Here is a 26,540-nt window from a genome sequence, read left to right as displayed (position 1 = left end):
GTCTGCCGGACCGATCGTCGACGGTCAGTCGTCGGACGGTTCGGTTGCGGTGTCTGCGACCGAGCCGGCGATCGCAGCGAGGTTGCCGGTGAGGGGCACGCCACTGCCGTCGCGGCGGGTGTCGGCGTCCGGCAGGTCGACCGCGACACCTGCGCCGGTCGCGGCGCGTGGTGCGCGTCCGGCCCAGGCGAAGACGAGCTCGTCCTCACCGCGCAGGAAACGGTGGCAGCGGACGCCGCCGGTGGCCCGACCCTTGCCGGGGTAGGCGGCGAATTCGGTGACCTTGATCGACCCGCCTCCGGTGCCCGGCAGCGCACCGGAGGAGTCGGCAACCGTGACCAGCACCGCGTCGGCCGATTCGACGGCGCCGAACCAGATCGCCTTTGCGCCGGCGCCGAGCTTGATGCCTGCCACGCCACCACCGGTGCGACCCTGCGGCCGCACGCCGGACGCGGGGAAGTGCAGGAGCATGGCCGCCGACGTCACGAATGTGAGTTCGGCTGTGTCGGAAGCGGGTTGAGCTGCACCGACCACCTCATCGCCGTCCTTGAGCGTGATCACCTCGAACGAATCACGGTTCGGGTACTCGGTGGTGACCCGCTTGACCACACCGTTCGCCGTACCGATCGCGAGCGGCGGAGCCGAAGCGTCCAGGCTCATCAACGTGAGCACCTTCTCCCCGGCGGGCAGATCGACGAACGCCGCGAGCGGGGCTCCGCCCGACAACGCCGGCGCCTCATTGGTGGCGACCAGGGTCGGCAGGTCGAGGGCGGTCAGCCGGGTGACCCGTCCGGAGGAGGTCACCACGCCGAAGTCGCCGCGGACCGTCGTGCGTACTGCGCCGACGATCGCGTCATGCTTTCTACGAGAACCGCTGTCGGACAACGGATCCGCTGTCGTCGTGCGAGCCAGCAGTCCGCTGGAGGAGAGCAATACCCAGCACGGGTCATCAGTGACCTCGAGCGGCGTGGCCGTCTGCTTCGGAGCTCCGGAGGACTCAAGCAACACAGTCCGTCGAGGAGTGCCGTGAGCCTTGGCGACGTCGGCGAGTTCGGTCGAGACGAGCTTGTTGAGCACCTTCTCATCGCCGAGGATCGCCTCGAGTTCCTCGATGGCCTTGCGCAGTTCGTCGGCCTCCTGCTCCAACTCGATGCGGGAGAACTTCGTCAGTCGGCGCAGTTGGAGGTCGAGGATGTAGTTGGCCTGCGCTTCGGACAGATCGAACACCTGCATCAACCGGGCGCGGGCGGCAGCGGAGTCGTCGCTGGTGCGGATCACCTGGATGACCTCGTCGATGTCGAGGATCGCGATGAGCAGACCCTCGACCAGGTGCAGACGGTCCTTCTTCTTCGCCAGCCGGAACTCGGTGCGGCGGCGCACCACGTCGATGCGGAAGTCGACGTAAACCTTCAGCAGTTCCTTCAGGCCGAGGGCGCGCGGCTGACCGTCGACGAGCGCGACGTTGTTGATGCCGAACGACTCCTCCATCGGGGTCAACTTGTACAACTGCTCCAGCACTGCGTCGGGGTTGAAGCCGTTCTTGATCTCGATGACGAGTTCGAGGCCCTTGTTGCGGTCGGACAGATCCTTGACGTCGGAGATGCCCTGGATCTTCTTGCCCTGGTGTAGATCCTTGATCTTCTCGATGACCTTCTCCGGACCGACCAGATAGGGCAGTTCGGTGACGACCAGACCCTTCTTACGCGGCGTGACATTCTCGACCCGCACCGTCGCACGAGTACGGAACGAACCGCGTCCGGTGAGGTAGGCGTCCCGGATGCCTTCGAGCCCGACGATCTGGCCGCCCATCGGCAGGTCCGGGCCCGGAACGAACTTCATCAGGTCGTCCAGCGAGCAGTCGGGGTTGGTGATCAGGTGCCGCGCGGCGCCGATGACCTCGACCAGGTTGTGCGGGGGCATGTTGGTGGCCATACCGACCGCGATACCGCTGGCGCCGTTGACCAGCAGGTTCGGGAACGCCGCCGGCAGCACGGCGGGCTGCTGCTCGGATTCGTCGTAGTTGGGTACGAAGTCGACGGTGTTCTCGTCCAGCGACGCGGTCATCAGCAGCGCGGCGGGTGCCGGCCGGGCCTCGGTGTACCGCGACGCAGCGGGGCCCTGGTCGAGCGAGCCGAAGTTGCCGTGGCCATCGACCAGGGGAAGGCGCATCGTCCACGGCTGGGCCATACGCACCAGCGCGTCGTAGATCGCGGTGTCGCCGTGCGGGTGGTACTTACCCATGACCTCGCCCACGACGCGCGAACACTTGACGTGGTTGCGATCCGGACGCAGACCCAACTCGTCCATCGAGAACAGGATCCGGCGCTGCACCGGCTTCAGACCGTCGCGGGCGTCCGGCAGAGCACGGGAGTAGATGACCGAGTACGCGTACTCCAGGAACGCCGTCTGCATCTCGTCCTCGACCGTGATGTCGACGATGTTCTCGACGAAGTCGGGTTCGAGCGGTTGGTCGTCGTTACGACGGCGGGCCATGGGTCTCCCTCGGTGATGCCGGACAAGCTGAGTGTCCTGTCACCGCCGACGGCGACAGGCCATCTGCAAGTGTTGTTCAGCAGGCACCGTCACGCCCGTTCCGACACGCGTTCGCCGCGCAATTCCGGGACGAAAGAAGGGAATCGGAACTCAGCGCTTGGCCCGGCGCCAGCCTGCGTCCCGGGCTTCCTGCTCGGAGCAGAACCAGCGTTCGCCCTTGGACGTCGTGATCCTGGTCTTGTCGTACGCCGATTGACCGGGAAGGTGGTAGATCTTCTCACCCTCGCTGTTGATGTTGCCCTTGATCGAGCAGCCGGCCGGCTCGGCCGCGGGCGGAGGCGTTGTCGGGCGTGCGGTCGGGCGTGCGGTCGGGCGGGGTGCCGGCGGCTGGGTGGATGTGCTCGGCGGGACGAAGGGAGCCGGTGCGGTCGCGGACGGGACGGCGGAGGCCGGGTTGAAGGCCGCGTCATAGCTGCAGGCACCCCACAGGCCGAGCTTGGCCGACTGAGCCTGGGTCTGCGCGGTGCGGAACGTATCCTGCTTGCCGTACGCCGCCGCGTAGGTGTACTCGCGACCGAACCCGCCGGCGATCATCGCCTGAGACACGTCCGTTCCGTCGGGCAGCACGACATATCGCACCAGCCGGTGGTACCGATCACGGTCGACCTGGGTCGGGTCGGCGACCAGGTGAACCTGCTTGGACTGGACCAGGCTCTGCATCCTGCTGGTGGCTTCCTTGGCGTAGCAGGCCACGGCGGTGTTCGGTTTACGACTCTCGGGTGTGTCGACGCCGAGCAGGCGCACCGGCTGCCGGACCCCGTTGATCCACACCTTGATCGTGTCCCCGTCGGTGATGCCGGCCACCTGCACCAGGCTGCCGGCTGGCCGAGCAGAAGCGGTGCTACCGGGTGTCGTGGCCGTCGTCTCACCACCTGTGGACGGTGCGGCTGCCGCCGCTGCCGAGGTAGAGGTGCCGTTGGTCGGCTCGTCGCTCGCTGCTTCCGGTACCGCTGAATTCTCTTGCGCTGCAGTGGATCCGGCGTTCACGGATGCCGTCGAAACGGCCGATGTGTGCTGCGCGACGGAAGTCTGGGTCGTGTCCGGGGCCGGGTTGCAGCTCGCCAGAAGCGGCACGAGCAGGGCAGGAGTCAGCGCACGGAGTGAAAGGCGGGGCACCTCACGAGATTAGATTGCAGTACTCATCCCGCGCAGGCGTTTCGCCGTTTCCGAGTCGACCCAGGAGCACAATCGTCGGTATGGCACTTCGCTGGTACACGATCGTCGTCGACAGCCACGACCCCGCACGACTGAGCAGGTGGTGGGCCGAGACCCTCGGCTGGGTGATCGTGTACGAGGCCGACGACGAGGTCGTCGTTGTTCCGCCGGGCACCAGTATCGATCCGGTGAAGTCGCTGGACGACTGGCTGGCCGAGGGGCAGGGTCTGGTCTTCGTGCCGGTGCCCGAGGACAAGACCGTCAAGAACCGGCTGCACATCGACCTCGCTCCGCACTCATCCCAGGATCGCGAAGCCGAGATCAAAGCGTTGCTCGAACGCGGGGCCACCGGGGTCGAGGTCGGTCAATCGGACGCCGACAAAGGCGCGGTCACCTGGACGGTGCTGGCTGATCCGGAGGGCAACGAGTTCTGCGTGCTGTCCACCCGCGACCGCTGAACGTCCGCAATCGCAGCGAGTTGACCCGCGAGTTTCGCGGACTTTCGGATCAGTTGCCGTTGATCTCGTCGCGCCAACGCAGCCATGGCTCGACCGGAGCGAGGTCGTAGTCAGGCCCGCCGGTGCCCATCGTGAACAGACGCGCACCCAGGTCGTACAGCGGTTGTCCCTCGACCTGCGGAGCGTCCGGGGAGCGTCCCTCGCGCCCCTTACCGCCCACCCCGACGGAGATCTCGATCTCCTCGATGGGGCGACCTTCCCGCTCGCAATGCCCCTGCAGCACCGACAGCTTGTGCTTCAGCACCGCGGGATCGGCGAAGGAGTGCCACGTATCGGCGTACTGAGCGACGAGCTTGAGAGTCTTCTTCTCGCCGCCTCCGCCGATGAGCGTGGGGATCTTGCGCGTCGGTGCGGGGTTCAACTGCTCGTAGCGGTGCTCGATCTTCCGCAGCGCGGTCGCCAGCTCGTCCAATCGGCCTCCGGCAGTGCCGAATTCGTAGCCGTACTCGTCGTAGTCGCGCTCGAACCAACCCGAGCCGATGCCGAGGATCAGACGTCCGTCGCTGATGTGGTCGACGGTGCGGGCCATGTCGGCCAGCAGGTTCGGGTTGCGGTAGCTGTTGCAGGTGACCAAGGCGCCGATCTCGACCCGGGTGGTCTGCTCCGCCCAGGCGGCGAGCATCGTCCAGCACTCGAAGTGCATGCCGTCGGGGTCGCCGTTGAGCGGGAAGAAGTGGTCCCAGTTGAAGATCACGTCGACGCCGAGGTGCTCGGCGCGGCGTACCGCGTCCCGGATCTTGTCGTACGAGCCGTGCTGGGGCTGGATCTGGACGCCGATGCGGACGGGGCGGTTGGTCATGAAACCCACGCTAACGCGGTCCTAGGGTGGCAGGTATGCACCCGATGATCGAAGCTTTCCGGGAGACCGCTGCGCACCGTCTCGACCCACCGTTCTGGCAGTACGTCCAGCGCGGGTGCGGGATGGGAATCTCGGTGGCCGAGGCCGAATCCTCGTGGGCCGCCTACCGTCTGCGTCCACGGACGCTGCGCGATGTGTCGACCGTCGATCTCGGCCTCGACCTGTTCGGCACCTGGTCGAACCCCGTCGGGGTGGCACCGACCGCCTTCCACAAACTCACGCACGCCGAGGGTGAGATCGCGACGGCCGGAGCCGCCGGCGCGGTGGGCAGTCCGTTCGTGCTCTCCAGTCGCTCCACCTGTCGGATCGAGGACGTCGGTGCGGCCGTGCGGGGGCCGTGGTGGTTCCAGGTCTACATGACGCTCACGCGCGAGGTCACCGAAGGGATGGTGCGGCGCGCGGTCGCAACCGGTGCCACCGCCTTGGTGTTGACCGTCGACACCCCGTACGTCGGACACCGCAACATCCCCGACTCCGGGCGTCCGATGGAGATGACCGACGAACTCGCGCTGGTGAACATGGGCGATCACCTCACTCCCCAACAGGCCCGCGCCCCGTGGTCGCACATCGACCAGGACCCGGCGATCGGGGTCGAGACGATCGAGTGGTTGAAGCAGATCAGCGGCCTGCCGGTCGTCGTGAAAGGTGTGCTCCGCGAGGACGACGCACGCTTGTTCGTCGATCACGGCGCGGACGCCGTCTGGGTGAGTGCGCACGGCGGACGCCAGCTCGACCGTGCCGTGACGCCCGCGAGTGTTCTTCCCGAAATCGTCGAGGCGGTGGGTGATTCGGTGCCGGTGGTCGTCGATGGCGGAGTGCGTGACGGCTTCGACATCCTCACCGCTTTGGGCCTCGGGGCGTCAGCGGTCTTCGTCGGTCGCCCTGCCCTCTGGGCGCTCGCGTCGCAGGGCCGTCCCGGCGTCGAGTCGTTGCTGCTCGAGTACGCCGCCGAGCTGAAGCACGTGATGGGCTTGGCCGGCGTCACCGACCTGCAGCAGATCCGGGACGCGCACCTTGTCCGAGGTTGAGGCCGACATGTCGCAGGAACAGTTCTGCTCGGTGTACGACCAGGTATCGGCAGGGTGGTGTGCAGGACGAGATGCACCTTCATCAGCTGGTGAGGTGCTTGCCCTTCGCTTCGAGCGCGCGCCGCGCCTCGCTGTCGCACTTGTCGAGCGAGGCTCCGGTGGACGCTGTGACGCCGGCGATCACGAGCCCTTCGACCAGCGGTCCGCCGCACAGGCGTACCCGCGAGGCGAGGTCGGGGTCGAGGAACTCCAGCGCCATCTCGGCACTCATCACCGAGCTGCCCAGATCCATCAGGACGAGCACGCCGTCACCGGAGTCGGCCGCCTCGATCGCCGCGCTGACTGCGGTGGCATCCGTGCCGAATCCGCCGTCTGCGGTGCCGGACGCGACCACGATCGTGGGCGGGGTGCCGGCGCCGAACAGTTCGGACGACAACTCGACCGCGGCATCCGCAAGAGCTCGACTGTGCGAGACGACGACGATACCGATCACGCGCAATCACCTACGAGAGTGCGGGCGGCCGACTCCAGCAGCAAGGTGAGGCTGGTGGCTCCTGGATCCTGGTGATCCTTCGAGCGTTCTCCGAGGTAGGACGCGCGACCCTTCCGGGCGACCAGCGGGGTGGCTTCGTCGCGACCCTTCGCGGCCGCTTCGGCCGCCGCGTTCAGCGCTTCATCGAGCGAGCCGGCTGCGTCGAACGCGTCGACTGCGGGGGAGAGGGCATCGACCATCGTCTTGTCGCCCACCTCGGCCTTGCCACGTTGCACGACGCCGTCGAGTCCGGCCCGGAAGGCTGCGGTCAGCGCGTCCTTGCCACCGTCGCCCACCGCGCCGGCGAAGCGGAGCAGGAAGGTGCCGTACAGCGGGCCGGACGCGCCACCGACGGTGGAGACGAGTGTCATGCCCGCCTTCTTGAGGTACGCCGCCGCATCGTCGAACTCCGAGGGGTCAAGTGCGGCAACGGCTTTCATTCCGCGTTGCATGTTGCTGCCGTGATCGGCGTCACCGGTCTGACGGTCGAGGTCGGTGAGCATCGCCGCGTTCTCGTCGATGACACTCGCGTAGTCGGACATCCAGGCAGCTGCCGTTTCGAGATTCAACGTCATGCTCAGCACCCCCACCGAAGGCCGGGAGTGTTGACCGGTGCATCCCACAGGCTCACCAGCTCGTCGTCCGCGCACAGCAGCGTCACCGAACAGCCGGCCATCTCCAGCGAGGTGATGTAGTTGCCCACCAGGTTGCGAGCGATCGCAACGCCCTGGGCCTCGAGAATCTTCGCCACTTCCCCGTACATCAGGTACAGCTCTAGCAGCGGCGTGCCACCCATGCCGTTCATCATCACGATTGCCGGAGCGCCCTTGAAGTCGTGGTCCTTCAGGATCGGGCCGAGGAGTTGCTCGGCGATCTCGCGTGCCGACGCCAGAGGCCTTTTCTCCCGGCCCGGCTCGCCGTGGATGCCGATGCCGACCTCCATCTCGTCCTCGCCGAGTTCGAAGGTGGGTTCACCGGCCGCCGGGACGGTGCACGAGGTGAGCGCCATGCCCATCGAACGACCGTTCCCGTTCACCTTCTTCGCGACCTCGAGGACGGCGTCGAGGTCACGTCCCTCCTCGGCGGCAGCACCGGCGATCTTCTCCAGCAGCACGGTCACGCCGACGCCGCGGCGCCCGGCCGTGTACAGCGAATCCTGAACTGCCACATCGTCATCGGTCACGATCGAGGCAACGCGGATGCCCGAGTCGGCCTCGGCCATCTCGGCTGCCATCTCGAAGTTCATGACGTCACCGGTGTAGTTCTTCACGATGTGCAGGACGCCCGCGCCACCGTCGACGGCGGTGGTCGCCGCCATCATCTGGTCAGGTACCGGGGAGGTGAACACCTCGCCGCAGCAGGCCGCGTCCAACATGCCCGGTCCGACGAACCCACCGTGCATCGGCTCGTGACCCGAGCCGCCGCCGGAGATGAGCGCGACCTTGCCCTGCTTCGGGGCGTCCTTGCGGTAGATGGTCTTCAGGTCGAGGTCGACGCGGACCCGGTCGGAGTGAGCCGCCTCGAATCCACGCAACGCGTCGACGACGACATCAGCCGGGTCGTTGATGAGTTTCTTCATGTCTTCATCCTTCCGGAAGGAACCCCTTGAGATGGGTTCCTTGTCAGCACATTTCGATCGGTGGACCAGGGCGAGCCGAAACGACCGTCGTGCACCACCTCGCCCGTCGGACGACGACGGCGCGCCAGGGTGCTGCCACTCGGACGCTGGGTGCGCGCGTACCCCATCGCGACCACACCGACCAGCGACCGGTCTCCGGGGATGCCGAACGTCTCCCGGACGACATCGCACCGCTCGACCGGCACTCCGAAGAAGAGACCACCCAGGCCTTCGTCGACAGCGACGAGCAGCATGATGAGGGCGGCCATCCCGGTGTCGACGTCCCAGTAGGGCACGGGCCAGTGCGATTCGTCCATGTCCTGCCACGGCTTGTCCGGCTGGGCGTAGCGGCGAAGGTAGGTGTCCTTGTCGCCGCAGCACAGAATCAGCACCGGAGCCGAACTCACCTTCGCCAGCCAACGGTCGAGTTCCTCGTCGGCGTTGGTGGTGACCTCCCAGAACCGTTGCCGGTCAGCGGGATCGGTCAACACGACGAAGTCCCAGCCCTGGCTGAAGCCTGCACTCGGTGCCCGCAATCCGAGAGTCACCGCCGTGTCGACGACGTCGCGCGGGACCGGCCGGTCGGGGTCGAAATCGCGGATCATCCGGCGGCGACGGATCGCCTTCTGCAGTTCCATCATGACCTCAGATCCGGGAAGTCGGCTTCCCAGAACTCGAGCTTGGAGGCACGCGAGGTGGAGTCGCCACCGTCCCCGTGCGAACTGGCTTCTCGTTGCCGCAACTCGACCCGACGGATCTTGCCCGAGATCGTCTTGGGCAGGTCGAAGAACTCGATGCGCCGGATCCGCTTGTACGGAGCGAGATGCTCTCGGGTGAACACGAGGATGTCTCTGGCGATCTCGGCGGACGGTGACTTTCCCTCCGTGAGAACGACATACGCCTTCGGGACGGCGAGTCGGGTCGGGTCGGGCGAGGGCACGATCGCCGCTTCCGCGACGAGCGGGTGCTCGATCAGCACCGACTCGAGTTCGAAGGGGGAGATGCGGTAGTCGGACGCTTTGAACACGTCGTCCGCGCGTCCGACGTAGGTGACGTAGCCGTCCTCGTCCCGGGCCGCGACGTCACCCGTGTGATACATGCCGTCGCGCATCACCTGCGCGGTCTTCGCCTCGTCGCCGTAATAACCGGTCATCAGTCCGGCCGGCCGGCCGAGTGGTCCGGACAGGCGCAGGCAGATCTCACCCTCGTCGCCCGGACCGTTGCGCTCCTCACCGGTGGCGGGATCCACCAGCACCACGTCGTAGCCCGGCAACGGGCGGCCCATGGAGCCGGGTTTGAGGGGCTGCCCGGGAGTGTTGCCGACCTGGGCCGTGGTCTCGGTCTGGCCGAAGCCGTCGCGGATGGTGAGCCCGAGGGCCTTCTCCACCTGCTGGATGACCTCGGGATTGAGCGGTTCGCCGGCCCCGACCATCTCGCGCAGCGACAACTTGCCGCGGTAGGCGGCGAGGTCGGCCTGGATCAGCATCCGGTACACGGTGGGTGGGGCGCAGAACGTCGTCGCCTTCTCCTGTGCCACCCACTCCAGCAGTTCGCGGGCATCGAACCGCGGCTGGTTGACGACCAGCACGGTCGCGCCTGCGTTCCACGGTGCGAAGACGTTGCTCCACGCGTGCTTGGCCCAACCCGGAGAGCTGATGTTGAGGTGGACATCGCCGGGCTGCAGCCCGATCCAGTACATCGTCGACAGGTGGCCGAGCGGGTAGGAGGTCTGCGTGTGCAGCACCAACTTGGGACGGGACGTGGTGCCGGAGGTGAAGTACAGCAGCATCGCGTCGTCCGGTGCCGTGGTCACCGCGGGAGCGGGCGTCGTCGAGGCCTCGGAGTCGGAGTACGACAGCCAACCGGACGCCGGGTCACCGACGGCGATGCGCGTGAAGTCGCCCTCGACGGATGTGAATGCACCGGTGACCGCCGAGGCGGCGATCACGTGCTTGACCTCGCCGCGCTCGACCCGATCGCGCAGGTCCGCGGAGGTCAGCAGCATCGTCGCGGGGATCGTCACCGCGCCGAGACGGATGCAGGCGAGCATGCATTCCCACAACTCCACCTGGTTGCCGAGCATGAGCAGGACGCGGTCGCCCTGGTGCACGCCGGCGTCCGACAACCAGCCGGCGACCTGCTCGGAGCGGGCCGAAAGATCCGCGTAGCTGCGTTCGAGGCGTTCGTCGGCCGACTTCACGATCAGCGCAGGACGGTCGGGGTGTCGCGCAGCGATTGCGTCGAACCAGTCCGTCGCCCAGTTGAACGATTCGAATGCGGGTGTCTGCCAGGCGTTCGCGGCCGCAGCCGGGTCTTCCCGGGCGTCCAGCAACGCGTCCCGCAGACGGCCGAAGAGATTCGTGGGAGTGCTACCAGGCTCTGTGGTCGGCATGTTTTCGACACTAGCGACGAAGACGTCGTCGCGCGGGCCAACCGGTGAGTAGCGGTCGGCGTCCTGCTGTTCGTGACAGCAGTGACGTTGACCCCGATCCGGGTCGCCCGGTGTTGCTGCAATATTAGGCTGACCTTTCCGTCGCCCAGGTGGCGCAGAGCCTCGGCAAGTCCGAGGGCACGATCAAGCGGGATCTGTTCGATGCGCGCAAACTGTTGATGGAACGTCTGGAGGGACAGCGATGAACGGTTCGCCTTTCGGACGACGTCATGGCGACGACCCATCCCAGGATCCCGTGAACGAACCGGACCTGGTCGATGACTTCTTCGCCAAGCACCGCGACGCGATCGAGCCCGCTACGCCGAACGACGTGCACTGGCAACAGGTGGTGCAGACCGCCCGTCGCAGCCCGATGCGCACCGCCGGCAAGGCCTGGGGAGGCGTCATCGCCGCTGCAGTCGCCGCGATGCTCGTGCTGGCCGGCGTATGGATTTGGAAGCAGGAACCCTTCGGAGCCGACAACATCCGTCCGGGGCAGACCGTGGCCGCCAGCGAGGACGGGTCTGAGCGGGGCACTGCCGACGCCGGTGACGACATGGGAGCTGCCCAGCTGCCGCAGGGCGTGCCGGCCACGTTCCGCACCTGGTCGGTCAGCAATGCCGGCAGCGGAACCCTGTACAACCTCGGGTCGACCGAGTGTGGTTCGGACATCTGCCCGACACTGTTGCGCTCCGGCGCCGACGGTGAGTCCTGGCAGGCCGTCCACATCTTCAACGGCACCGACACCTCGAGTGCGTCCGGCGCCGATGTGCCGAACATCCAGCCGGACGGTGCGCTCAGCGACGTCCGCTTCGTCGACTCCCAGGTGGGCTACGTCTACGGCGGCGACCTGTGGGTCACCTCCGATCGCGGCGTCAGCTTCGACAAGGTCAACCACCCCGGACAGACCGTGCTCGACCTGGAGATCTGGGAGGGGCAGGTCTACCTGCTCACCGCGGACGGCTGCGTCCAGGGCACGTGTTCGGGCCCGGTCTACGTCTCCTTCAGCAGCCGCGCCAACCCCAGCTCGTTCACGACTGTCGACTCGGCGGCGCTCTCCGGACCGATCGACGACGCCTCCGTCGTGGTCAAGGACGCGCTGGTCATCGTGCAGACCAGCAACGACGGCCGCCCGATGCAGCAGCCGTGGATGCTGGCTGCCGAACGGCTGGAGCCCATGAAAGCCCCCGAGGTCTGCGGATCAAGCCCCCTCGAAGCGGTGACGATCACCGCCAGCACCGACGCGCACATGTTCGCGCTGTGCCGGCTGTCACAGGACCGCGGAGCCTTCCGTGTGGTGAGCAGCAACGACCAGGCGCAGAGTTGGGTCGAGCACTCCGTCGGGACGCTGCGCCTTCCCCAGATCGGACAGCTGAGCCTCGGTGCCGCCGACCCGCAGCACCTGGTGGTGACCGTCGGCGGCCCACGTGGTGGTGGCACGAGTTCCGGGGACGACGCGCGCAGGGTCCTGCAGATCTCCGCCGACGGCGGACGCAGTTGGACCGTGCCCCGATTCCCGCAGCCGCCGCCGGTGAACGGCTTCGACTGGACCGGTAGCCCGGGCGGGGCGGAGTTCTACGCGGTTCCGCGCACGACCCCGGGTTTCTGGGTGAGTTCCGACTTCGGGAAGTCCTGGAAGGTCGTCGTCCCGAAGTCGTGAACATGACATGCTGGGCCGCATGAGCGAGAATCCGGCGCCCTATCCGGCTGGATGGGAGGCGGACGTCGTCCTGCGAGACGGCTCCGTCGCGCAGATCAGGCCGATCCGTCCCGACGACGTCGCGGCTCTGCAGGACTTTCACCGCAAGCAGTCGCCGGAGTCGATCTACCTGCGCTTCTTCGCACCGATGAAGGAGTTGTCCGACAAGGACGCCAAGCGTTTCGCCAATGTCGACTACGTCGAACGGGTCGCGCTGGTGCTGGAGGGCAACGAGGAACTGATCGGGATCGGCCGGTACGACCGGCTCGGCGGGCCCACCGGGACATCGGCCGAGGTCGCCTTCAACGTCTCGGATCATTTCCAGGGGCGCGGTATCGGGTCGGTGCTGCTGGAACACATGGCGGCCATCGCCCGTGAGGCCGGGGTCGAGGAGTTCACCGCCGACGTCCTGCCGCAGAACCGCAAGATGATGGGCGTCTTCATCGATGCCGGGTTCGGCGTCAAACACCACTTCGACGACGGCGTCATCTCGCTCGCGTTCCCGATCGAGCCCACGGACGCCAGTGAAGCCGTCCGGATCGCACGGGAGCAACGAGCCGAAGCCGCGAGCATCCGCGCACTGCTGAACCCGCGCAGCGTCGTCGTGATCGGGGTGTCCCGCAACCGTGAGTCCACCGGCCGCGACTTGTACGAACACCTGCGCACCGGTGGTTTCGCCGGTGACCTGTACGCGGTGAACCGCACCGCGCACGCCGAGGTCGAGGGCGACCTGTACACCTGCCTCGCCGACGTCCCGGGCGACATCGACCTCGCGGTGATCGCGGTCCCGGCGTCCGAAGTCCCGGGCGTGGTCCGCGAGTGCGCCCAGCACGGCGTCCGCGGCGTGCTGGTCGTGTCGTCCGGATTCGCCGAGGCGGGTGAGGCCGGAGAGCAGTTGCAGCAGGAGTTGCTGCGAACCGCCCGCAACCACGGGATGCGTGTGGTCGGCCCGAACTCCTTCGGTCTCATCAACACCGCCGTCGATGTGCAACTGAACGCGTCGCTGGCACCGGAGCTGCCGGCTGCAGGTGACCTCGGCCTGTTCTCCCAGAGCGGTGCGCTCGCGATCGCCGGGTTGGAGTCCGCTGCGCGTCGTGGCCTGGGCATCAGCACCTTCGTGTCGGCCGGTAACCGCGCCGACGTCTCCGGCAACGACCTGATGCAGTTCTGGCTGGACGACGAGCAGACGCGTGCGGTCGGCATGTACCTGGAGTCGATGGGTAACCCGCGCAAGTTCAACCGCATCGCACGGCGCTTGTCGAAGGCCAAGCCGGTGATCGTGGTGAAGTCGGGTGTCTCGGAGTACGGCGTGCCGCCCGGGCATCGGGTGCGTCCGACCCGGATCCGGCCGGAGGCCTTCCGGGCGATGCTGCGTCAGGCCGGCGTGATCCGCGTCGAGAACGTGCACCAGATGTTCGACATCGCTCAGCTCGTCGTGCACCAGGAGATACCGAAGGGGGAGCGGGTCGCGGTCGTCGGCAACTCTTCAGCGCTGGGTGCACTGGCCGCCGACGCGTGTGTGTCCTGGCGCCTGCAGGTGACCCACGGACCGGTCAGCCTCGATCCCGAGGCAACGGCACAGGAGTTCGCCGACGCCGTCCGGGCAGCCTTCGAGGACCCGAACGTCGACTCGGTCGTCACCGCGTTCCTCCCGCCCCGCCAGTCGGCTGGTCTCGACATCGCCGAGGCACTCGGAGAGGTTGCCGGACGCTACGAGAAGCCTTGTGTGACAACGTTCCTTGGTATCCGCGGGGTATCCGAGGTGCTGGCCGGGCAGCCCCGCGAGGACGGCCGACGCGAGGTCGTCCCGTCGTACTCCATGCCCGAGGACGCGATCCGTGCGCTGGCCGCCGCCACGCGGTACGGGCAGTGGCTCGACCGGCAGAGCGACGACCTCGTGCTCCCCGAGGGCATCGACCAGGACAAGGCCGCAGCAATCATCGCCACGGTGCTGGAATCCGAGCCCGACGGCCGCGAGCTCACCGCCCTGGAGACACGGGAGTTGCTGGCGGCGTACGGCATCACCGTCTGGCCCTCGACGGCCGTGACCTCGGTGCAGGAGGCGGTCGCAGCCGCCGACGAGATCGGCTACCCGGTGGTGCTGAAGTCGACCTCGCCGATCGTGCGGATCCAGCCGGTGTCGTCGGTGCGAGCAGATCTCGGCTCCGCCGACGCGGTCGCCGAGGCCTACCGCGCGCTCGATGACCGGCTCGCCCCGATCGGTGCCAACACGTTCGTGGTGCAGAGGATGGCCGAACCCGGCATCCCGTGCGTGGTGATGTCGGAGGAGGACGCGTTGTTCGGTCCCGTCGTGCGGTTCAGCCTGGCGGGTGTGCCGACCGAGGTGATGAACGACTTCGGCTACCGCATCCCGCCGTTCAGCAGCAACGACATCGACGACCTGATCGACTCCGTCCGGGCCGCCCCGATCCTCGACGGTTTCGGGCACCGGGCGCCGATCGACCGCGACGCGCTGCGCGACGTCATCGCCCGGGTCTCGGTGCTCGCCAACACCAACCCGCAGATCTACGAACTCAACCTCAACCCGGTCAACACCCACCGGTGGGGCGCGGAGGTGCTGGGCGCGTCGATCGTCGTCGCGCCGCCGGTCGGCCGCAGCGACAGTGGTCGCCGCGCGATGAGCGGGTGGTGACCGCAGGCCGCTGACAGCGGCTTGGGCGATCCACATCGCCGCCGTCACGCAGCTGCCCCGGTGAGGACATGGGAAGATGGCCCTCATGTCCGCTTCGCACCTGACCGCCGCCACCTTGCCCGACGCGTTGTTGCATGACATCGAGCAGGCGGGCTACTACCCGGCCTTGGTCGCCGACGTGTTGAAGGCGGCCCTGGGCACTCAGGCCGTCGACGCCCACCTGGTACACGCGGAGACCACGATCGACACCGACACCGTGCGTCGGCACATCACCGTGCTGGTGATCAGCGGCGGACGCCTGGTCATCGCCCACGCCGACGACCACACCCCGTCCCTGGACGCACCCACGATCGTCGCCCGCAACGTCGCCACCGCGACCACCGAGACGGTGCCGCTGTCGGCGATCCGCGGAGTGATGCTCACCCACGTCATCAACTCGCCGGAGAAGTACGCCGAAGGGTCACTCGGACGTGAGGTGACGGTCACCATCGGTTGGGGCACGGTCAGCCGCGTCGACCTGCTGCCCGCAGCCTGCGCCGACCCCGACTGCGTCGCCGACCACGGCTACGAGGGCACGGTCACGGCCGACGACATCAGCGTCCGGGTCAGCGCCGACGCCGACGGCGAACGCAACCTGCAGAACGCACTCGACTTCGCTGCAGCGCTGTCCGCGGTCACCGGTCGCTGAAGCCGGTGATACGCCCGCTGCCCGCAGCGCCGAGCTACGGGGCCACCGACCTCGCCGGGGTGTTGCCGTCGGCAGCAGCTTCGCTCGGCGTCAAAGGTTTTCGCGGCGCCCTGCCGCAGGCTCGTGGCGCGGTGGTCGTGCTCGTCGACGGTCTGGGCGCCGAACTTCTTCGGGCCCGTTCCGGTCACGCACCGTTCATGCGGACGCTGATGATCGACGCGGCGAGTGCGACCGCGGGCTTCCCGTCGACGACCGCGACCAGCATGGGCACGTTCGGCACCGGACTTCCCCCGGATCGCACGGCCTGCTCGGCTACCAGGTGGTCGATCCGGCCACCGACCTCCTGTTCAACGAACTCTCCTGGGAGAACGGACCCGATCCGCGCCGCTGGCAGCGTGAACCGACCGTCTTCGAGCGCGTTGCCGCTGCCGGGATCGAGACGACGATGGTCGCCAACGACTACTTCGACGGCTCCGGCCTGACGACGGCTGCGCTACGCGGTGCCGGTTTCGCCACGGCCGCCACGCTCGCCCAACGCGTCGACATCGTGCTGGCCCGCGTGGCTCGGCAGCCCCGCAGCCTCACCTACCTCTACTGGGGAAACCTCGACCGCACTGGTCACGAATTCGGTTGCGAATCATGGGAATGGGTTGATGAACTCGAAGCGGTGGACGCCGAACTGCAACGGTTGTCCACGCGTCTTCCGCGCGGCGTCAGCCTCACGATCACCGCCGACCACGGCATGATCGACATCCCCGAATCCAACAAGACCGACATCGCCTTCGACCCCGAGCTCGCCGCCGGCGTCCGGCACACCGGGGGTGAGATGCGATCCCTGCAGCTCTACTGTGAGCCCGGCGCGACCGACGACGTCCTAGCCGCCTGGACCGCGCGGCTGGGCGAACAGGGCTGGGTGTTGCCGATGGCCGATGCCGTCTCGCGAGGACTGTTCGGCCCGGTGCAACCGCACATCGCGCCCCGTCTCGGCGACGTGCTCGTGGCCATGGACGGCCCGTACGGCTACTGGGATTCACGCGTGATGACCACCAAGGTGGGTGAGCTGACCGGTCAGCACGGCTCGCTCACCGCCGCGGAGATGGCCGTTCCGGTGCTGCACCGTCCCGCCGACTGATCCGGCCATCTAGAGTCGTACCTCGTGGCTGAACTCGTCTTCTTCTCCGGCACCATGGACTGCGGCAAGTCCACACTCGCCCTGCAGATGGAGCACAACCACCGAGCGCGCGGGCGCGAAGGACTCATCTTCACCAAGAACGACCGCGCCGGCGCGGCCGTCATCTCCTCCCGTCTCGGCCTGTCGCGTGAGGCGGTCGAGGTGACCGACGAGCTGGACTTCTGGGAACTGGTCATCGCGCAGACCGCCCATGGTCGCGAGATCCATTACGTCATCTGCGACGAGGCCCAGTTCTACGAGCCGGAGCAGATCGAGCAGCTCGCGCGGGTCGTCGACGAATGCGACATCGACGTGTACGCGTTCGGCATCATGGCCGACTTCCGCACCCAGCTCTTCCCGGGTTCGAAGCGACTGATCGAACTCGCCGACCGGTTGCAGGTACCACAGGTCGAGGCGCTGTGCTGGTGCGGTCGCCGTGCCACCCACAACGCCCGCGTCGTCGACGGACACATGGTCGTCGAGGGCGAACAGGTCGTCGTCGGCGACGTCGCCGGTGAAACCGCGCACGCGGTCGAGTACGAGGTGCTGTGTCGACGGCATTACATGCGCCGGATGACCTCGGCCGCCGCCCGCCTGCAGAGCGGTTCCGCGGACATTCTTCCCTTCGATCTCGGATTGTGCCCCCTGCCTTCGGCGCCGATGAGCGATACTTCACCCGGGCAGTGACACCGGCGGATGGAAGCATGATCGACATGGACGCCGGGCAGGGGACGAGGCGATGAGCGAGCGGGACGAACACCGGCCCACCGCCCCGTTGCCGCGCCCGCGCACGGAGCACCCGGACGACCGGCGGCGGGAGTCCCGTCGTTACGACGATCGTGGCCACGAATCCCAGTACGGACGTGACGACGACGATCGCCGTGACCGACGCCGGTTCGACGTCAGGTACGCCGACCGCCGAGATGGACTGTCAGGTGGCACCGCGATGCCGTCCTCGCGCACCCGTGTAGTCGGTCGAGGAGTAGCACGCTCGGCCGGCGCTGTCGCCCGGATGACCGCCGGTGCCGGACGAAGCACCCTGAAGGCTGCCCGTCGGGCGAGCAACTCGCACGGCGCCGGTGAGTCCGGTCTCGGCCGCCTCATCGAGGTGCACGCGTTCAGTTCGGCCGGCGACGCCGCGGTCGCCATCGGTCTGGCCGGCACCGTCTTCTTCGCCGCACCCGGGGAGCAGGCCAAGACCCAGACGCTGCTGTTCCTGCTCCTCACGATGCTTCCGTTCGCGATCGTCGCGCCCCTGATCGGTCCCGTGCTCGACCGCCTGCGCCACGGTCGCCGGTGGGCGATCGGCGGCACGCTCGCGATCCGCGCCTTCTTCTGTTGGGTGCTCGCAGGAGCGGTTGCCGCTGAATCCACCCTGCTGTTCCCGGTCGCGATGTGCGTGCTGGTCTCGTCCAAGGCGTATCTGGTCAGCCGATCCGCGGCGACCCCACGCCTGCTGCCCGATTCGATGACGCTGGTGAAGGCCAACAGCCGGCTGTCGCTGGCCGGAGTCGTCGGCGCCGTCATGGCCGGTGCACTTGCCGGTGGTGCGGCGAAGTTCGGCGGGTCGGAGTGGGCACTGCGAGTTGCCTTCGTCCTGTTCACGATCGGCACGATTTTGGCGATCCTGCTGCCACCCCGGGTCGACTCGACCATCGGCGAGAAGCCCGCGCCGATGTTCCGGCGCAAAACGAAGTTCCCGATCTCCGGCGACGTCATCTCCGCGCTGCGGGCGAACGCCGGCCTCCGCTGGCTGTCCGGCTTCCTGACGCTGTTCATGGCCTTCCTGATGCGCGCCGAACCGTTCCCGGGCTGGGAGAACAAGCAGACCCAGTTGCTGGCCCTCGTGCTCGGCGCAGCGGGACTCGGCAATGCTCTCGGCACGGTGATGGGCAACCTGATGAAGGTTGCTTCACCGCGGATCATCGTCCTGGTGATGTTGATCGTCGACGCTGCCGTGGTGGTGTTCGCGGCGCTGAACTTCCGCCTGTGGACGGCCGTCCTGGTGGCGCTCGTCGCCGGTGTCGGACAGCAGTTGGGCAAGCTCGCGCTCGACTCATTGATCCAGGACCGCGTACCCGAACACATGCGCACCAGCGTCTTCGGGCGCTCGGAGACGCTGCTTCAGCTCTCGTGGGTCATCGGTGGCATCGTCGCCGTCGTCATCCCCACCGACGCGACACTCGGCATGTACCTGTCCGCGGCTTTGCTGGTGGTGTGGGCGGGCCTGGTGCTGTGGTGGCACACCGGGCGCACGGTTCGTTCCGGTTCGACCGGCCCGTACGACCGGGTACACGACAGCCCGACGATGGGCATCAGTCGCAAGCAGGCGATGAACCCGCCACCGCGCGAACGACGCTGAGGCGCAGGCGGGTTCGAGCGCGGCCTACTCCTTCGGCCCGCGCTTACCGAACATGATGTCGTCCCAACTGGGCACCGACGGGCGACCCTTGCGGGCCTGACTCGGACGAGACGGCACGACCTGCTCGGGTTCGTCGTCGCCCCGGCCGTCGGACGGCTCGGCCGGCGAAGAGACGACCTGCTTCGAGGCAACCTCGTCGACGTCTGAATCGGCGTCGGACACGTCGTCGGACACGTCGTCGGACACGTCGTCGCCGAAGCTCGGACCCGGTTCGATGTCCGGGTGATCCGAGGCGTCTTCGGAGGCATAATCCCCAGGCTCGTCGACGGCGACGTCCTCAGGATCCTGGGCGACCACCTCATGTCGCAACGGCTCGACCTCGCCGAGACCGAACAGGTCGACCGTGCCGGTGACGGGGTCGTGGCCCAATTCGTCGACCGTGGGCTGATCCGGCTCCTCGGCGCCCCCGTCCGTGTCGTCGCCGGCTGCGGCGGACTGCTTGCCCGCCGGGTGATTGCCGGACGGGTGGCTCTCGCCCTTGCGGCGCGCGTTCGCCTTGCGACGGTTCTTCGACCGCTCGCGCATCACCGATACCAGGTCGACCGGACGGTCGTCCTTGTTCGCGACCGGCGTTGCCGCGTCGGCGTCGGTGTCAGCGGAGTCCGACGGCTCCGGTGAGCTGTCCGTCTCCTGCGCCTCGTCCGGCGCAGCGTGCGGGATCTTCGGTGCGGAGACACGCGCGGGACGGTGCGGCGCGGTCGCCTGCTGATCGAGACCACCTTCGGCAACGACGTCGTAGACGACCGAGTTGGCGGGGTTCTTGCCGAACGGCATCGTCGCGGTCGGCTGGTCGTCCTCGCTCAGCCAGCGTGCTTCGTCGTCGGTCGGGTGCAGGCTCTGGGTCTGCGCGTCGTAGCGCCAGGTCGCGACTCGGGCACGTCCGCCGGCGGGGAAGCGGCACTCGATCGTCCACCCGCGGTCGCCGCGGTAGGCGTCCCAGTTCATGTCGGATGCGGCCACGCCACGGTGCGAAAGACGGCTGCTGACACGTTCGCCGACCGTGGTGCCCTGCTCACGTCCGCCGACGCGGACGTGCAACGGCAGCTTCTGTGCGGTGAGCGCCACGTGGTCGCGCTCGGCGCGGATCGGCGGTTCGAATCGGCCGACCTTGTCGGTGGACCAACCGGTGCGATCGGCGACCTCGTCGATCGTCAGGCCGGAGCGCAACAACGCCTGGATGTCGCGGGGGCGCACGTTCGGGTCGACGCCGTCGTCGTTCAGCCGGGAGCGCACCGCGCGGACGGCGCTGCGCAGGGCATCGTCGATCTCGACCTGGTGCTGTTCACCGTCGTCGTCGACGAGGAGCAGTCGCGTGCCTTCGTCATCGACACCGACGAATCGCAAGTCGCGCATGTGTATGTATGCCTTCCCGGGCTTCGACAAACCGTGGTTCACCTTGCCACGGTGAGTGTGATCCGACCGGACGGCACGCCGGGCGCGAGGCACACACGAGACCTCGACGGGTGCCGCGCCCCGCCCCGGGGACGGGGGTGACAATGGACCCATGAGTTCTCCCACCGCCGACCCCCGTGACCCTGCGGACTCCGGCTCCGCACCCATGAACCCCGAGGCAGCGTCGGATGCCACCACGGATCCCACCACGGATCCCACCACGGACATCGGGCAGACCACCCCTGAGCCCCAGCCGTCGGGCGAGGGTGGGGACACCGCTCTGCCGCCGTACGACGCGATCGTCCTGCTGTCGTTCGGTGGTCCGGAGTCACCGGAGGAGGTCATGCCCTTCCTGCGCCGGGTGACCGGTGGACGTGGCATCCCCGACGAGCGACTGGAAGAAGTGGCCCACCACTACATGGAGTTCGGCGGTCGCAGCCCCATCAACGACCAGTGCCGGGCCCTGCAGTCGGCGCTGCACGACGAACTGCGCCGGCGGGGCATCAGCACCCCCGTGCTGTGGGGCAACCGCAACAGCGAACCGTTCCTGACCGATGTGCTGCGGGAGGCCTACGACGGCGGCATGCGCAATGTCGTCGCGCTCACCACGAGCGCCTACTCCTCCTACAGCTCGTGTCGGCAGTACCGCGAGAACATCGCTGCCTCGCTGGCCGAACTCGCCGAGGAAGGCAAGGAACTCCACGTCGACAAGGTGCGCCAGTACGCCACGCATCCCAGTTTCGCCCGCACCAACATCCGGCTGATCACCGACGCCGTCCGTGCGGCCGACCAGCCTGACGACTCCAAACTGCGGGTCGTGTTCGTGACCCACTCCATCCCCGAGGCGATGGACGACACCTCCGGCCCGGGCGATGGCGAGGGAAACCTGTACGAGCACCAGCACGACGAACTGGCGCACGTCGCACTCGACGAGATCGGCGCGACGCTCGACCGCGACCTCGACGGCGCACTGGTCTACTGCTCGCGGTCCGGCCCGCCCAGCCAGCCCTGGCTCGAGCCCGACATCAACGATCACCTGCGTTCGCTCGCCGAGGACGGCGTCACGGACGTCGTCGTGGCACCGATCGGCTTCATCTCCGACCACATGGAGGTGAAGTTCGATCTCGACACCGAGGCCGCCGAAACCGCACAGGAAGTCGGGCTGCGCATGACGCGCGTCCCGACCGTCGGTATCGACCTGGAGTTCGTCAGCGGGCTGGTCGACCTCGTCGAGGAGCGCGCCGCTCAGGCCCGCGGTGAGCAGGTGACCATGCCGGCGTGGCCGGGTGAGGCGATGCCGCCGATCTGTCGCCCGGGCTGCTGCCCGAACCTGCGTACCGCGCTGCCGGCTGCCTGCGGCTCCGACTGATGGCATCGCACGACGCCGCAGCGCTGGAACAGGTTGCCCGCGACGTGGCGGTGCTCGCCGGCCGGTTGATCGTCCAGGAGCGCCCCGCCGGGCTCGGTGTCGCGCAGACGAAGACCAGCCTGACCGACGTCGTCACCGAGATGGACCGGCGCAGCGAACGTCTGATCCGCGACGAGCTCGCACACCGTCGTCCGGACGACGGTGTGCTCGGTGAAGAAGGCACCAGCGACGCGGGCTCGAGTGGGATCACCTGGGTGGTCGACCCGATCGACGGGACGGTCAACTACCTGTACGAGATTCCGGCATACGCGGTGTCGATCGCAGCCTGTACCGGCGACATCACCCGGCCGGAGGAACTCGTCCCCGTCGCGGGCGCGGTCTACAACCCGGTGACCGACGAACTCTTCCACGGCCATCGTGGCGGGGGAGCGCACCTGAGCATCGGGTTGCGTCAGCAGCCGCTTTCGGTGAGCGGCACGAAGGATCTGGGGATGGCGCTGCTCGGTACGGGCTTCGGGTACGAAGCGGCCAAGCGGGAGCGACAGGGCGCTGTGCTGGCCGAGCTCATCGGTGACGTGCGCGATGTGCGCCGGATCGGGAGCGCGGCGCTCGATCTGTGCTCCATTGCGGCCGGACGCCTGGACGTGTACTTCGAGTCCGGCCTCAATCCGTGGGACCGTGCGGCCGGTCAGTTGCTGGTCCGGGAAGCGGGCGGAGTGGTCCGCGGGGCAGACCAGGAGCCCGACAAGCACATGGTGATCGCAGGCCCGGCGGGGTTGGTCGAGCAGGTGGCGCTCCGGGTGCTTGCTGACGGATGACCACCCACGAGGGTGAAACCGCGGACCCGGTGCGCACTCCTCGGCCGCGATGGTGCACAATTCCCGCGCGGCGGGCACAAAAAACGGGTCGGGAGCGTTACCGCGACTGAAGCCGGGGTACCGCCCGGCCGACGCACCGAACTGACGACGAAGAAGGACCTCGATGGCCACCGATTACGACGCTCCACGAAAGACCGACGACGACCTCTCCGAGGACAGCCTCGAGGAACTCAAGTCGCGTCGCAACGACACCAGCGGTCAGGTCGACGTCGACGAGACCGAGCAGGCAGAAGGCTTCGAGCTGCCGGGTGCGGACCTCTCCGGTGAGGAGATGGAGATCCGCGTCGTCCCGCGTCAGGCCGACGAGTTCACCTGCTCACGCTGCTTCCTGGTCAACCACCGCAGTCAGCACGCCGGCGAGCGTGACGGCCTGCCGATCTGCAAGGACTGCGCCTGAGCGCTGTGCCTGACCGACTGCCGCTGATGATCCACCAGCTCGACCCGGAGCTGCCACTGCCCGCGTACGCCAAACCCGGCGACGCGGGCATGGATCTGTATGCGGCGCAAGCGGTTTCACTGCCACCCGGTGAGCGCTCGTTGGTGCGCACCGGTATCGCGCTCGCCATACCCGACGGCTTCGTCGGCCTGGTTCACCCGCGGTCCGGGCTGGCCGCGAAGCACGGCATCACCATCGTCAATGCTCCTGGCACCATCGACGCCGGCTACCGCGGCGAGGTGCTGGTGAACCTGATGAATCTGGACCCACGCGACACCTTCCAGGTGCAGCGAGGTGACCGCATCGCCCAACTCGTGGTGCAGACATGTGCCCGGGTCGAGTGGGAACCCGTGGATGCCCTTCCCGATAGCGTGAGAGGTGTGAGCGGACACGGAGCCAGTGGTGGCTTCGGTTCGTCCACGACACCGACAGATCGCCCTTCGGACCGACCGTCCGACAGCACGACTTCCGACAGCACGAGCAAGGACTGAGAACCGTGGGTATTTTCCGTCGCAAGGACAAGGCGGCCGAGGTCGAGAAGCCAGCCGTGACCGAGGTCGACACCGAAGAGGTGCGTGACGTCGAGACGGACGCCGCAGTCGGCGAACCGGTGACCGGGACCTCTGACGACAGCGCCGACGACGCACGCACCGACCCGGCTGTTGCCGCCGACAAGAACGCCGACAAGCTTGCCCGCACCCCGCGCCTGAACTCGCGTGAGGTCGACCGCAGCAATGGCCCGTTCGACCGCACGGAGGTCGACGACCTCGAGGGCCGCGTCGACTTCGGTTCGATCGCCATCGTCCCGATCGCCGAGATGGAACTTCGCCTGGACGTCGACGAATCGGGACAGGAGATCACCGGCCTGACTGCGATCGTCGGCGAATCTGCGTGTCAGATGCAGGTTTTCGCTGCACCGAAGTCCAGCGGTGTGTGGGAAGGAATCCGTGGCGAGATCCACGACAACCTGCTGAGCACCGGCGGTACCGCGCAGGAGATGGTCGGCGCACTGGGGTACGAACTGCACGTCCGGATGCCGGCCACCGGCCCTGACGGTCGCACCACGCACTCCGCCGCGACCTTCGTCGGCGTCGACGGCCCACGCTGGTTCCTGCGCGCCGTCCTATCCGGCAAAGCCGCGATGGAGGACGAGGCCGCCGAGCAGATGCTGGAGTTCATCCGCGGCGTGGTCGTGACCCGTGGCGGTGAGCCGCGCGCTCCCCGCGAACTCCTGCCGCTTCGACTGCCGGAGAACACCGAGCCGGTGCGCGAGTACGACGAGGCGGGCGAGGAACTCCCGAACCCGTTCGACCGCGGTCCGGAGATCACCGAGATCCGTTGATGGATTCCCGCCTGCGTCGCTGGGCCCGAAAAATCTCGGGTTCGAGCGTTGAACACGACCGAGAAGCGTTGCAGCAGAACGCCCTTGCCTCGGGCAGCATTCGTGTCGCCGAGCTCGTCGACCGTTCATCGGCGACCTGCACGGGCACGATCACCGAGGTCTCTGCTCAGCAGTTGGGTGAGGACGGTTGGACCCTGCTCGCTGCCGTCGACGACGGTTCGGGCGTGCTGACGCTGAGCTGGCTCGGTCGGCGCAGCATCGCCGGAATCGAACCAGGCGTGATGCTGACCGCGCACGGTCGAGTGTCGTTCAAACGCAGCCTGCCGGTGATGTTCAACCCGCGCTACGAAATCATCCCCTGCAGCGACCGCTGACCACTGCCGCCCATCTCCAAGGTCAAAGGACGTCTGGGGTCACCAGACGGATCTCGGACGCGTCCTGACCGGTGAGCGCGGTGCCGAGCAACGGCTCGGACGCGGGGGTGGTGAGGAACAGCAGTTCGTCGAACCCTTCGACGACGTCGTGCGGCTTCGGCGCGATCGGCGTCTCGTCGCGAATGATCGCGACCAGCACGGTGTCCTTCGGCAGCTCCAACTCGGCGATGGTGCTGCCCACGACGGGTCCGTCGGCGGGAACGGTGATCTCGACCATCGCAGCGCGACCCTGCTGGAACTGGAACAGCCGGACCAGGTCACCGACGGAGACAGCCTCCTCCACCAGGGCGGTCATCAGGCGCGGGGTCGACACCGCGACGTCGACACCCCAACTCTCGTCGAACATCCACTCGTTCTTCGGGTTGCTGATGCGGGCGACCGTGCGCCCGACGCCGAACTCGGTCTTCGCGAGCAACGAGACGACGAGGTTGACCTTGTCGTCGCCGGTCGCGCAGACCACGACATCGCAGTCCTCGAGGCCGGCCTCGTGCAGTGTGCTGGTCTCGCACGCGTCGGCCAGCAACCAGGACGCCTCGGGCACGGACTGGCTCTTCGCCTCGTCCGCGTACTTGTCGATGAACAGCACCTGGTGCTTGTTGACGAGCAATTCACGGCCGATCGAACGGCCGACCGAACCTGCTCCGACGATGACGACTCGCATCGAAATTCCCTCGCTCAGACTTCGGTCGGACGCTGACCCGCGAGCAACTGCTCGAGGGCGGCGAGACGGTCGGTGCGCACCAGCATCTGCAACAGGTCGCCGTCCTGCAGGACGGTGTTCTTGACCGGGAGCATCCCTTCACCCAGCCGCGTCAGGTAGGCGACGCGGGCGCCGGTGATCGCCTCCAGTTTGACCAGCGGAGTGCCGACCCAGCTGGGGTCGGTCGGGATCTCGGCCAGTGTCACCGCGCCGCTCGCGTCGGTGTGCACCGGGACGGCTCCGGCAGGCACCAGCCGGCGCATCACCTGGTCGGCGGTCCACTTCACGGTGGCCACCGTGGGGATGCCGAGCCGCTGATAGATCTCCGCGCGGCCCGGGTCGTAGATACGGGCGACCACGTGCTCGACGTCGAACGTCTCACGGGCCACGCGGGCGGACAGGATGTTGGAGTTGTCACCGCTGCTGACTGCCGCGAATGCGTACGCCCGGTCGATGCCGGCTGCACGCAGGGTGTCGCGGTCGAATCCGACGCCGGTGACGCGTCGTCCCTTGAACGCTGCGCCGAGGCGCCGGAAGGCGGCCTCGTTCTGGTCGATGACGGCGACTGAGTGTCCCTGTGCTTCCAGCGACATCGCCAAGGTGGAGCCCACACGGCCGCAGCCCATGATCACGTAGTGCACTCAGCAGACGCTACCGGAGCA

Annotated in this window: 25 protein-coding genes and 2 pseudogenes; 16 read left to right on the top strand and 11 right to left on the bottom strand. The window is 67.7% G+C overall.

Annotation, left to right across the window (positions count from 1 at the left end; translation table 11 throughout):
- Positions 1-24: 24 nt before the first annotated feature.
- Together MF407_RS08205 and MF407_RS08200 are read right to left on the bottom strand one after the other, a co-directional pair.
- Positions 25-2,493, bottom strand: a complete 2,469-nt coding sequence (locus MF407_RS08205; RefSeq protein ID WP_129623995.1) for a DNA topoisomerase IV subunit A — start codon at positions 2,491-2,493, stop codon at positions 25-27.
- A gap of 150 nt (positions 2,494-2,643) precedes the next feature.
- Positions 2,644-3,357 carry a thermonuclease family protein gene (locus tag MF407_RS08200; RefSeq protein ID WP_239701988.1) on the bottom strand — a complete coding sequence of 238 codons (714 nt, stop codon included), beginning with the start codon at positions 3,355-3,357 and terminating at the stop codon, positions 2,644-2,646.
- A 392-nt stretch (positions 3,358-3,749) separates the two neighbouring features.
- On the opposite strand from MF407_RS08200, the gene MF407_RS08195 reads away from it, so the two are divergent.
- Positions 3,750-4,166, top strand: a complete 417-nt coding sequence (locus MF407_RS08195) for a VOC family protein (RefSeq protein WP_129623994.1) — start codon at positions 3,750-3,752, stop codon at positions 4,164-4,166.
- Between the two features lie 49 nt (positions 4,167-4,215).
- Here MF407_RS08195 and MF407_RS08190 read toward each other — a convergent pair whose 3' ends face one another.
- On the bottom strand, positions 4,216-5,025 hold the full coding sequence (locus MF407_RS08190) for an LLM class F420-dependent oxidoreductase (RefSeq protein ID WP_239701987.1): 810 nt from the start codon (positions 5,023-5,025) through the stop codon (positions 4,216-4,218).
- A gap of 35 nt (positions 5,026-5,060) precedes the next feature.
- Between MF407_RS08190 and MF407_RS08185 the strand changes: the two genes are divergently transcribed.
- On the top strand, positions 5,061-6,113 hold the full coding sequence (locus MF407_RS08185; protein ID WP_239701986.1) for an alpha-hydroxy acid oxidase: 1,053 nt from the start codon (positions 5,061-5,063) through the stop codon (positions 6,111-6,113).
- An 82-nt stretch (positions 6,114-6,195) separates the two neighbouring features.
- Here MF407_RS08185 and dhaM read toward each other — a convergent pair whose 3' ends face one another.
- From dhaM to MF407_RS08160, 5 genes are read right to left on the bottom strand one after another with little or no spacing between them, the layout of a single operon-like run.
- On the bottom strand, positions 6,196-6,606 hold the full coding sequence (gene dhaM, locus MF407_RS08180) for a dihydroxyacetone kinase phosphoryl donor subunit DhaM (RefSeq protein ID WP_129623992.1): 411 nt from the start codon (positions 6,604-6,606) through the stop codon (positions 6,196-6,198).
- Positions 6,603-7,220 (bottom strand): dihydroxyacetone kinase subunit DhaL, encoded by a 618-nt coding sequence (dhaL, locus tag MF407_RS08175; RefSeq protein ID WP_168990090.1) that lies wholly within the window; start codon positions 7,218-7,220, stop codon positions 6,603-6,605. Before dhaL ends, dhaM begins: the two co-directional genes overlap by 4 nt.
- A 2-nt stretch (positions 7,221-7,222) precedes the next feature.
- The gene (dhaK, locus tag MF407_RS08170; RefSeq protein WP_239701985.1) at positions 7,223-8,224 is read right to left on the bottom strand and encodes a dihydroxyacetone kinase subunit DhaK; all 1,002 of its coding nucleotides are present in this window, start codon (positions 8,222-8,224) and stop codon (positions 7,223-7,225) included.
- Positions 8,221-8,904, bottom strand: a complete 684-nt coding sequence (locus tag MF407_RS08165) for a nitroreductase family protein (RefSeq protein ID WP_345770844.1) — start codon at positions 8,902-8,904, stop codon at positions 8,221-8,223. The genes dhaK and MF407_RS08165 overlap by 4 nt, the downstream gene beginning before the upstream one ends.
- Entirely contained in the window at positions 8,901-10,655 is a 1,755-nt protein-coding gene (locus MF407_RS08160) for an AMP-binding protein (protein ID WP_239701984.1), read from the bottom strand. The genes MF407_RS08165 and MF407_RS08160 overlap by 4 nt, the downstream gene beginning before the upstream one ends.
- A 143-nt stretch (positions 10,656-10,798) precedes the next feature.
- On the opposite strand from MF407_RS08160, the pseudogene MF407_RS15850 reads away from it, so the two are divergent.
- The 8 genes and pseudogenes from MF407_RS15850 to MF407_RS08130 form a co-directional block, all read left to right on the top strand.
- A pseudogene (locus tag MF407_RS15850) lies at positions 10,799-10,900 on the top strand (hypothetical protein); the annotation flags it as partial.
- A 50-nt stretch (positions 10,901-10,950) separates the two neighbouring features.
- Positions 10,951-12,354, top strand: coding sequence for a hypothetical protein (locus MF407_RS08155; RefSeq protein ID WP_239701983.1), 1,404 nt, complete (start codon positions 10,951-10,953; stop codon positions 12,352-12,354).
- A gap of 19 nt (positions 12,355-12,373) precedes the next feature.
- On the top strand, positions 12,374-15,046 hold the full coding sequence (locus tag MF407_RS08150) for a bifunctional GNAT family N-acetyltransferase/acetate--CoA ligase family protein (protein WP_239701982.1): 2,673 nt from the start codon (positions 12,374-12,376) through the stop codon (positions 15,044-15,046).
- 85 nt (positions 15,047-15,131) lie between these two features.
- Positions 15,132-15,734, top strand: coding sequence for a DUF5998 family protein (locus tag MF407_RS08145; RefSeq protein ID WP_129623987.1), 603 nt, complete (start codon positions 15,132-15,134; stop codon positions 15,732-15,734).
- A 5-nt stretch (positions 15,735-15,739) separates the two neighbouring features.
- Positions 15,740-15,973, top strand: a pseudogene (locus MF407_RS15845) (alkaline phosphatase family protein); the annotation flags it as partial.
- 80 nt (positions 15,974-16,053) lie between these two features.
- Positions 16,054-16,866 carry an alkaline phosphatase family protein gene (locus MF407_RS08140; protein WP_345770843.1) on the top strand — a complete coding sequence of 271 codons (813 nt, stop codon included), beginning with the start codon at positions 16,054-16,056 and terminating at the stop codon, positions 16,864-16,866.
- Between the two features lie 24 nt (positions 16,867-16,890).
- Entirely contained in the window at positions 16,891-17,592 is a 702-nt protein-coding gene (locus MF407_RS08135; RefSeq protein WP_239701981.1) for a thymidine kinase, read from the top strand.
- A gap of 52 nt (positions 17,593-17,644) precedes the next feature.
- The gene (locus MF407_RS08130) at positions 17,645-19,267 is read left to right on the top strand and encodes an MFS transporter (protein WP_239701980.1); all 1,623 of its coding nucleotides are present in this window, start codon (positions 17,645-17,647) and stop codon (positions 19,265-19,267) included.
- 24 nt (positions 19,268-19,291) lie between these two features.
- On the opposite strand, the gene sepH is transcribed toward MF407_RS08130, so the two are convergent.
- Entirely contained in the window at positions 19,292-20,680 is a 1,389-nt protein-coding gene (gene sepH / locus MF407_RS08125) for a septation protein SepH (protein ID WP_239701979.1), read from the bottom strand.
- A 151-nt stretch (positions 20,681-20,831) separates the two neighbouring features.
- On the opposite strand from sepH, the gene MF407_RS08120 reads away from it, so the two are divergent.
- The 6 genes from MF407_RS08120 to MF407_RS08095 all read left to right on the top strand — a co-directional run bounded on the left by MF407_RS08120 (position 20,832) and on the right by MF407_RS08095 (position 25,118).
- Positions 20,832-22,088, top strand: coding sequence for a ferrochelatase (locus MF407_RS08120; RefSeq protein ID WP_129623984.1), 1,257 nt, complete (start codon positions 20,832-20,834; stop codon positions 22,086-22,088).
- Positions 22,088-22,906, top strand: coding sequence for an inositol monophosphatase family protein (locus MF407_RS08115; protein WP_239701978.1), 819 nt, complete (start codon positions 22,088-22,090; stop codon positions 22,904-22,906). Before MF407_RS08120 ends, MF407_RS08115 begins: the two co-directional genes overlap by 1 nt.
- Before the next feature lie 163 nt (positions 22,907-23,069).
- A complete protein-coding gene (locus MF407_RS08110) occupies positions 23,070-23,363 on the top strand; it encodes a DUF4193 domain-containing protein (protein WP_129623982.1) in 294 nt (97 codons plus the stop codon).
- A gap of 26 nt (positions 23,364-23,389) precedes the next feature.
- On the top strand, positions 23,390-23,893 hold the full coding sequence (dut, locus tag MF407_RS08105; RefSeq protein WP_239702880.1) for a dUTP diphosphatase: 504 nt from the start codon (positions 23,390-23,392) through the stop codon (positions 23,891-23,893).
- A gap of 5 nt (positions 23,894-23,898) precedes the next feature.
- Positions 23,899-24,744, top strand: a complete 846-nt coding sequence (locus MF407_RS08100) for a DUF3710 domain-containing protein (RefSeq protein WP_239701977.1) — start codon at positions 23,899-23,901, stop codon at positions 24,742-24,744.
- Entirely contained in the window at positions 24,744-25,118 is a 375-nt protein-coding gene (locus MF407_RS08095; protein ID WP_239701976.1) for an OB-fold nucleic acid binding domain-containing protein, read from the top strand. Before MF407_RS08100 ends, MF407_RS08095 begins: the two co-directional genes overlap by 1 nt.
- Before the next feature lie 22 nt (positions 25,119-25,140).
- Here the strand turns inward: MF407_RS08095 and MF407_RS08090 are convergent, their stop codons facing one another.
- Entirely contained in the window at positions 25,141-25,839 is a 699-nt protein-coding gene (locus tag MF407_RS08090) for a TrkA family potassium uptake protein (RefSeq protein WP_129623980.1), read from the bottom strand.
- Between the two features lie 14 nt (positions 25,840-25,853).
- A complete protein-coding gene (locus tag MF407_RS08085) occupies positions 25,854-26,519 on the bottom strand; it encodes a TrkA family potassium uptake protein (protein WP_239701975.1) in 666 nt (221 codons plus the stop codon).
- Positions 26,520-26,540 lie beyond the last annotated feature (21 nt).

The organism is Yimella sp. NH-Cas1, assembly GCF_022359705.1.
Classification (GTDB): domain Bacteria; phylum Actinomycetota; class Actinomycetes; order Actinomycetales; family Dermatophilaceae; genus Yimella; species Yimella lutea.
This window is presented reverse-complemented; position numbering and strand designations above follow the sequence as displayed.

Excerpts from the sequence above, each read along its gene's own strand:
- MF407_RS08205 (WP_129623995.1), bottom strand. The coding sequence starts at position 2,493 with ATGGCCCGCCGTCGTAACGACGACCAACCGCTCGAACCCGACTTCGTC.
- MF407_RS08195 (WP_129623994.1), top strand. The coding sequence starts at position 3,750 with ATGGCACTTCGCTGGTACACGATCGTCGTCGACAGCCACGACCCCGCA.
- MF407_RS08190 (WP_239701987.1), bottom strand. The coding sequence starts at position 5,025 with ATGACCAACCGCCCCGTCCGCATCGGCGTCCAGATCCAGCCCCAGCAC.
- MF407_RS08185 (WP_239701986.1), top strand. The coding sequence starts at position 5,061 with ATGCACCCGATGATCGAAGCTTTCCGGGAGACCGCTGCGCACCGTCTC.
- dhaL (WP_168990090.1), bottom strand. The coding sequence starts at position 7,220 with ATGACGTTGAATCTCGAAACGGCAGCTGCCTGGATGTCCGACTACGCG.
- dhaK (WP_239701985.1), bottom strand. The coding sequence starts at position 8,224 with ATGAAGAAACTCATCAACGACCCGGCTGATGTCGTCGTCGACGCGTTG.
- MF407_RS08165 (WP_345770844.1), bottom strand. The coding sequence starts at position 8,904 with ATGATGGAACTGCAGAAGGCGATCCGTCGCCGCCGGATGATCCGCGAT.
- MF407_RS08160 (WP_239701984.1), bottom strand. The coding sequence starts at position 10,655 with ATGCCGACCACAGAGCCTGGTAGCACTCCCACGAATCTCTTCGGCCGT.
- MF407_RS08150 (WP_239701982.1), top strand. The coding sequence starts at position 12,374 with ATGAGCGAGAATCCGGCGCCCTATCCGGCTGGATGGGAGGCGGACGTC.
- MF407_RS08145 (WP_129623987.1), top strand. The coding sequence starts at position 15,132 with ATGTCCGCTTCGCACCTGACCGCCGCCACCTTGCCCGACGCGTTGTTG.
- MF407_RS08130 (WP_239701980.1), top strand. The coding sequence starts at position 17,645 with ATGAGCGAGCGGGACGAACACCGGCCCACCGCCCCGTTGCCGCGCCCG.
- sepH (WP_239701979.1), bottom strand. The coding sequence starts at position 20,680 with ATGCGCGACTTGCGATTCGTCGGTGTCGATGACGAAGGCACGCGACTG.
- MF407_RS08120 (WP_129623984.1), top strand. The coding sequence starts at position 20,832 with ATGAGTTCTCCCACCGCCGACCCCCGTGACCCTGCGGACTCCGGCTCC.
- MF407_RS08115 (WP_239701978.1), top strand. The coding sequence starts at position 22,088 with ATGGCATCGCACGACGCCGCAGCGCTGGAACAGGTTGCCCGCGACGTG.
- MF407_RS08110 (WP_129623982.1), top strand. The coding sequence starts at position 23,070 with ATGGCCACCGATTACGACGCTCCACGAAAGACCGACGACGACCTCTCC.
- dut (WP_239702880.1), top strand. The coding sequence starts at position 23,390 with ATGATCCACCAGCTCGACCCGGAGCTGCCACTGCCCGCGTACGCCAAA.
- MF407_RS08095 (WP_239701976.1), top strand. The coding sequence starts at position 24,744 with ATGGATTCCCGCCTGCGTCGCTGGGCCCGAAAAATCTCGGGTTCGAGC.
- MF407_RS08090 (WP_129623980.1), bottom strand. The coding sequence starts at position 25,839 with ATGCGAGTCGTCATCGTCGGAGCAGGTTCGGTCGGCCGTTCGATCGGC.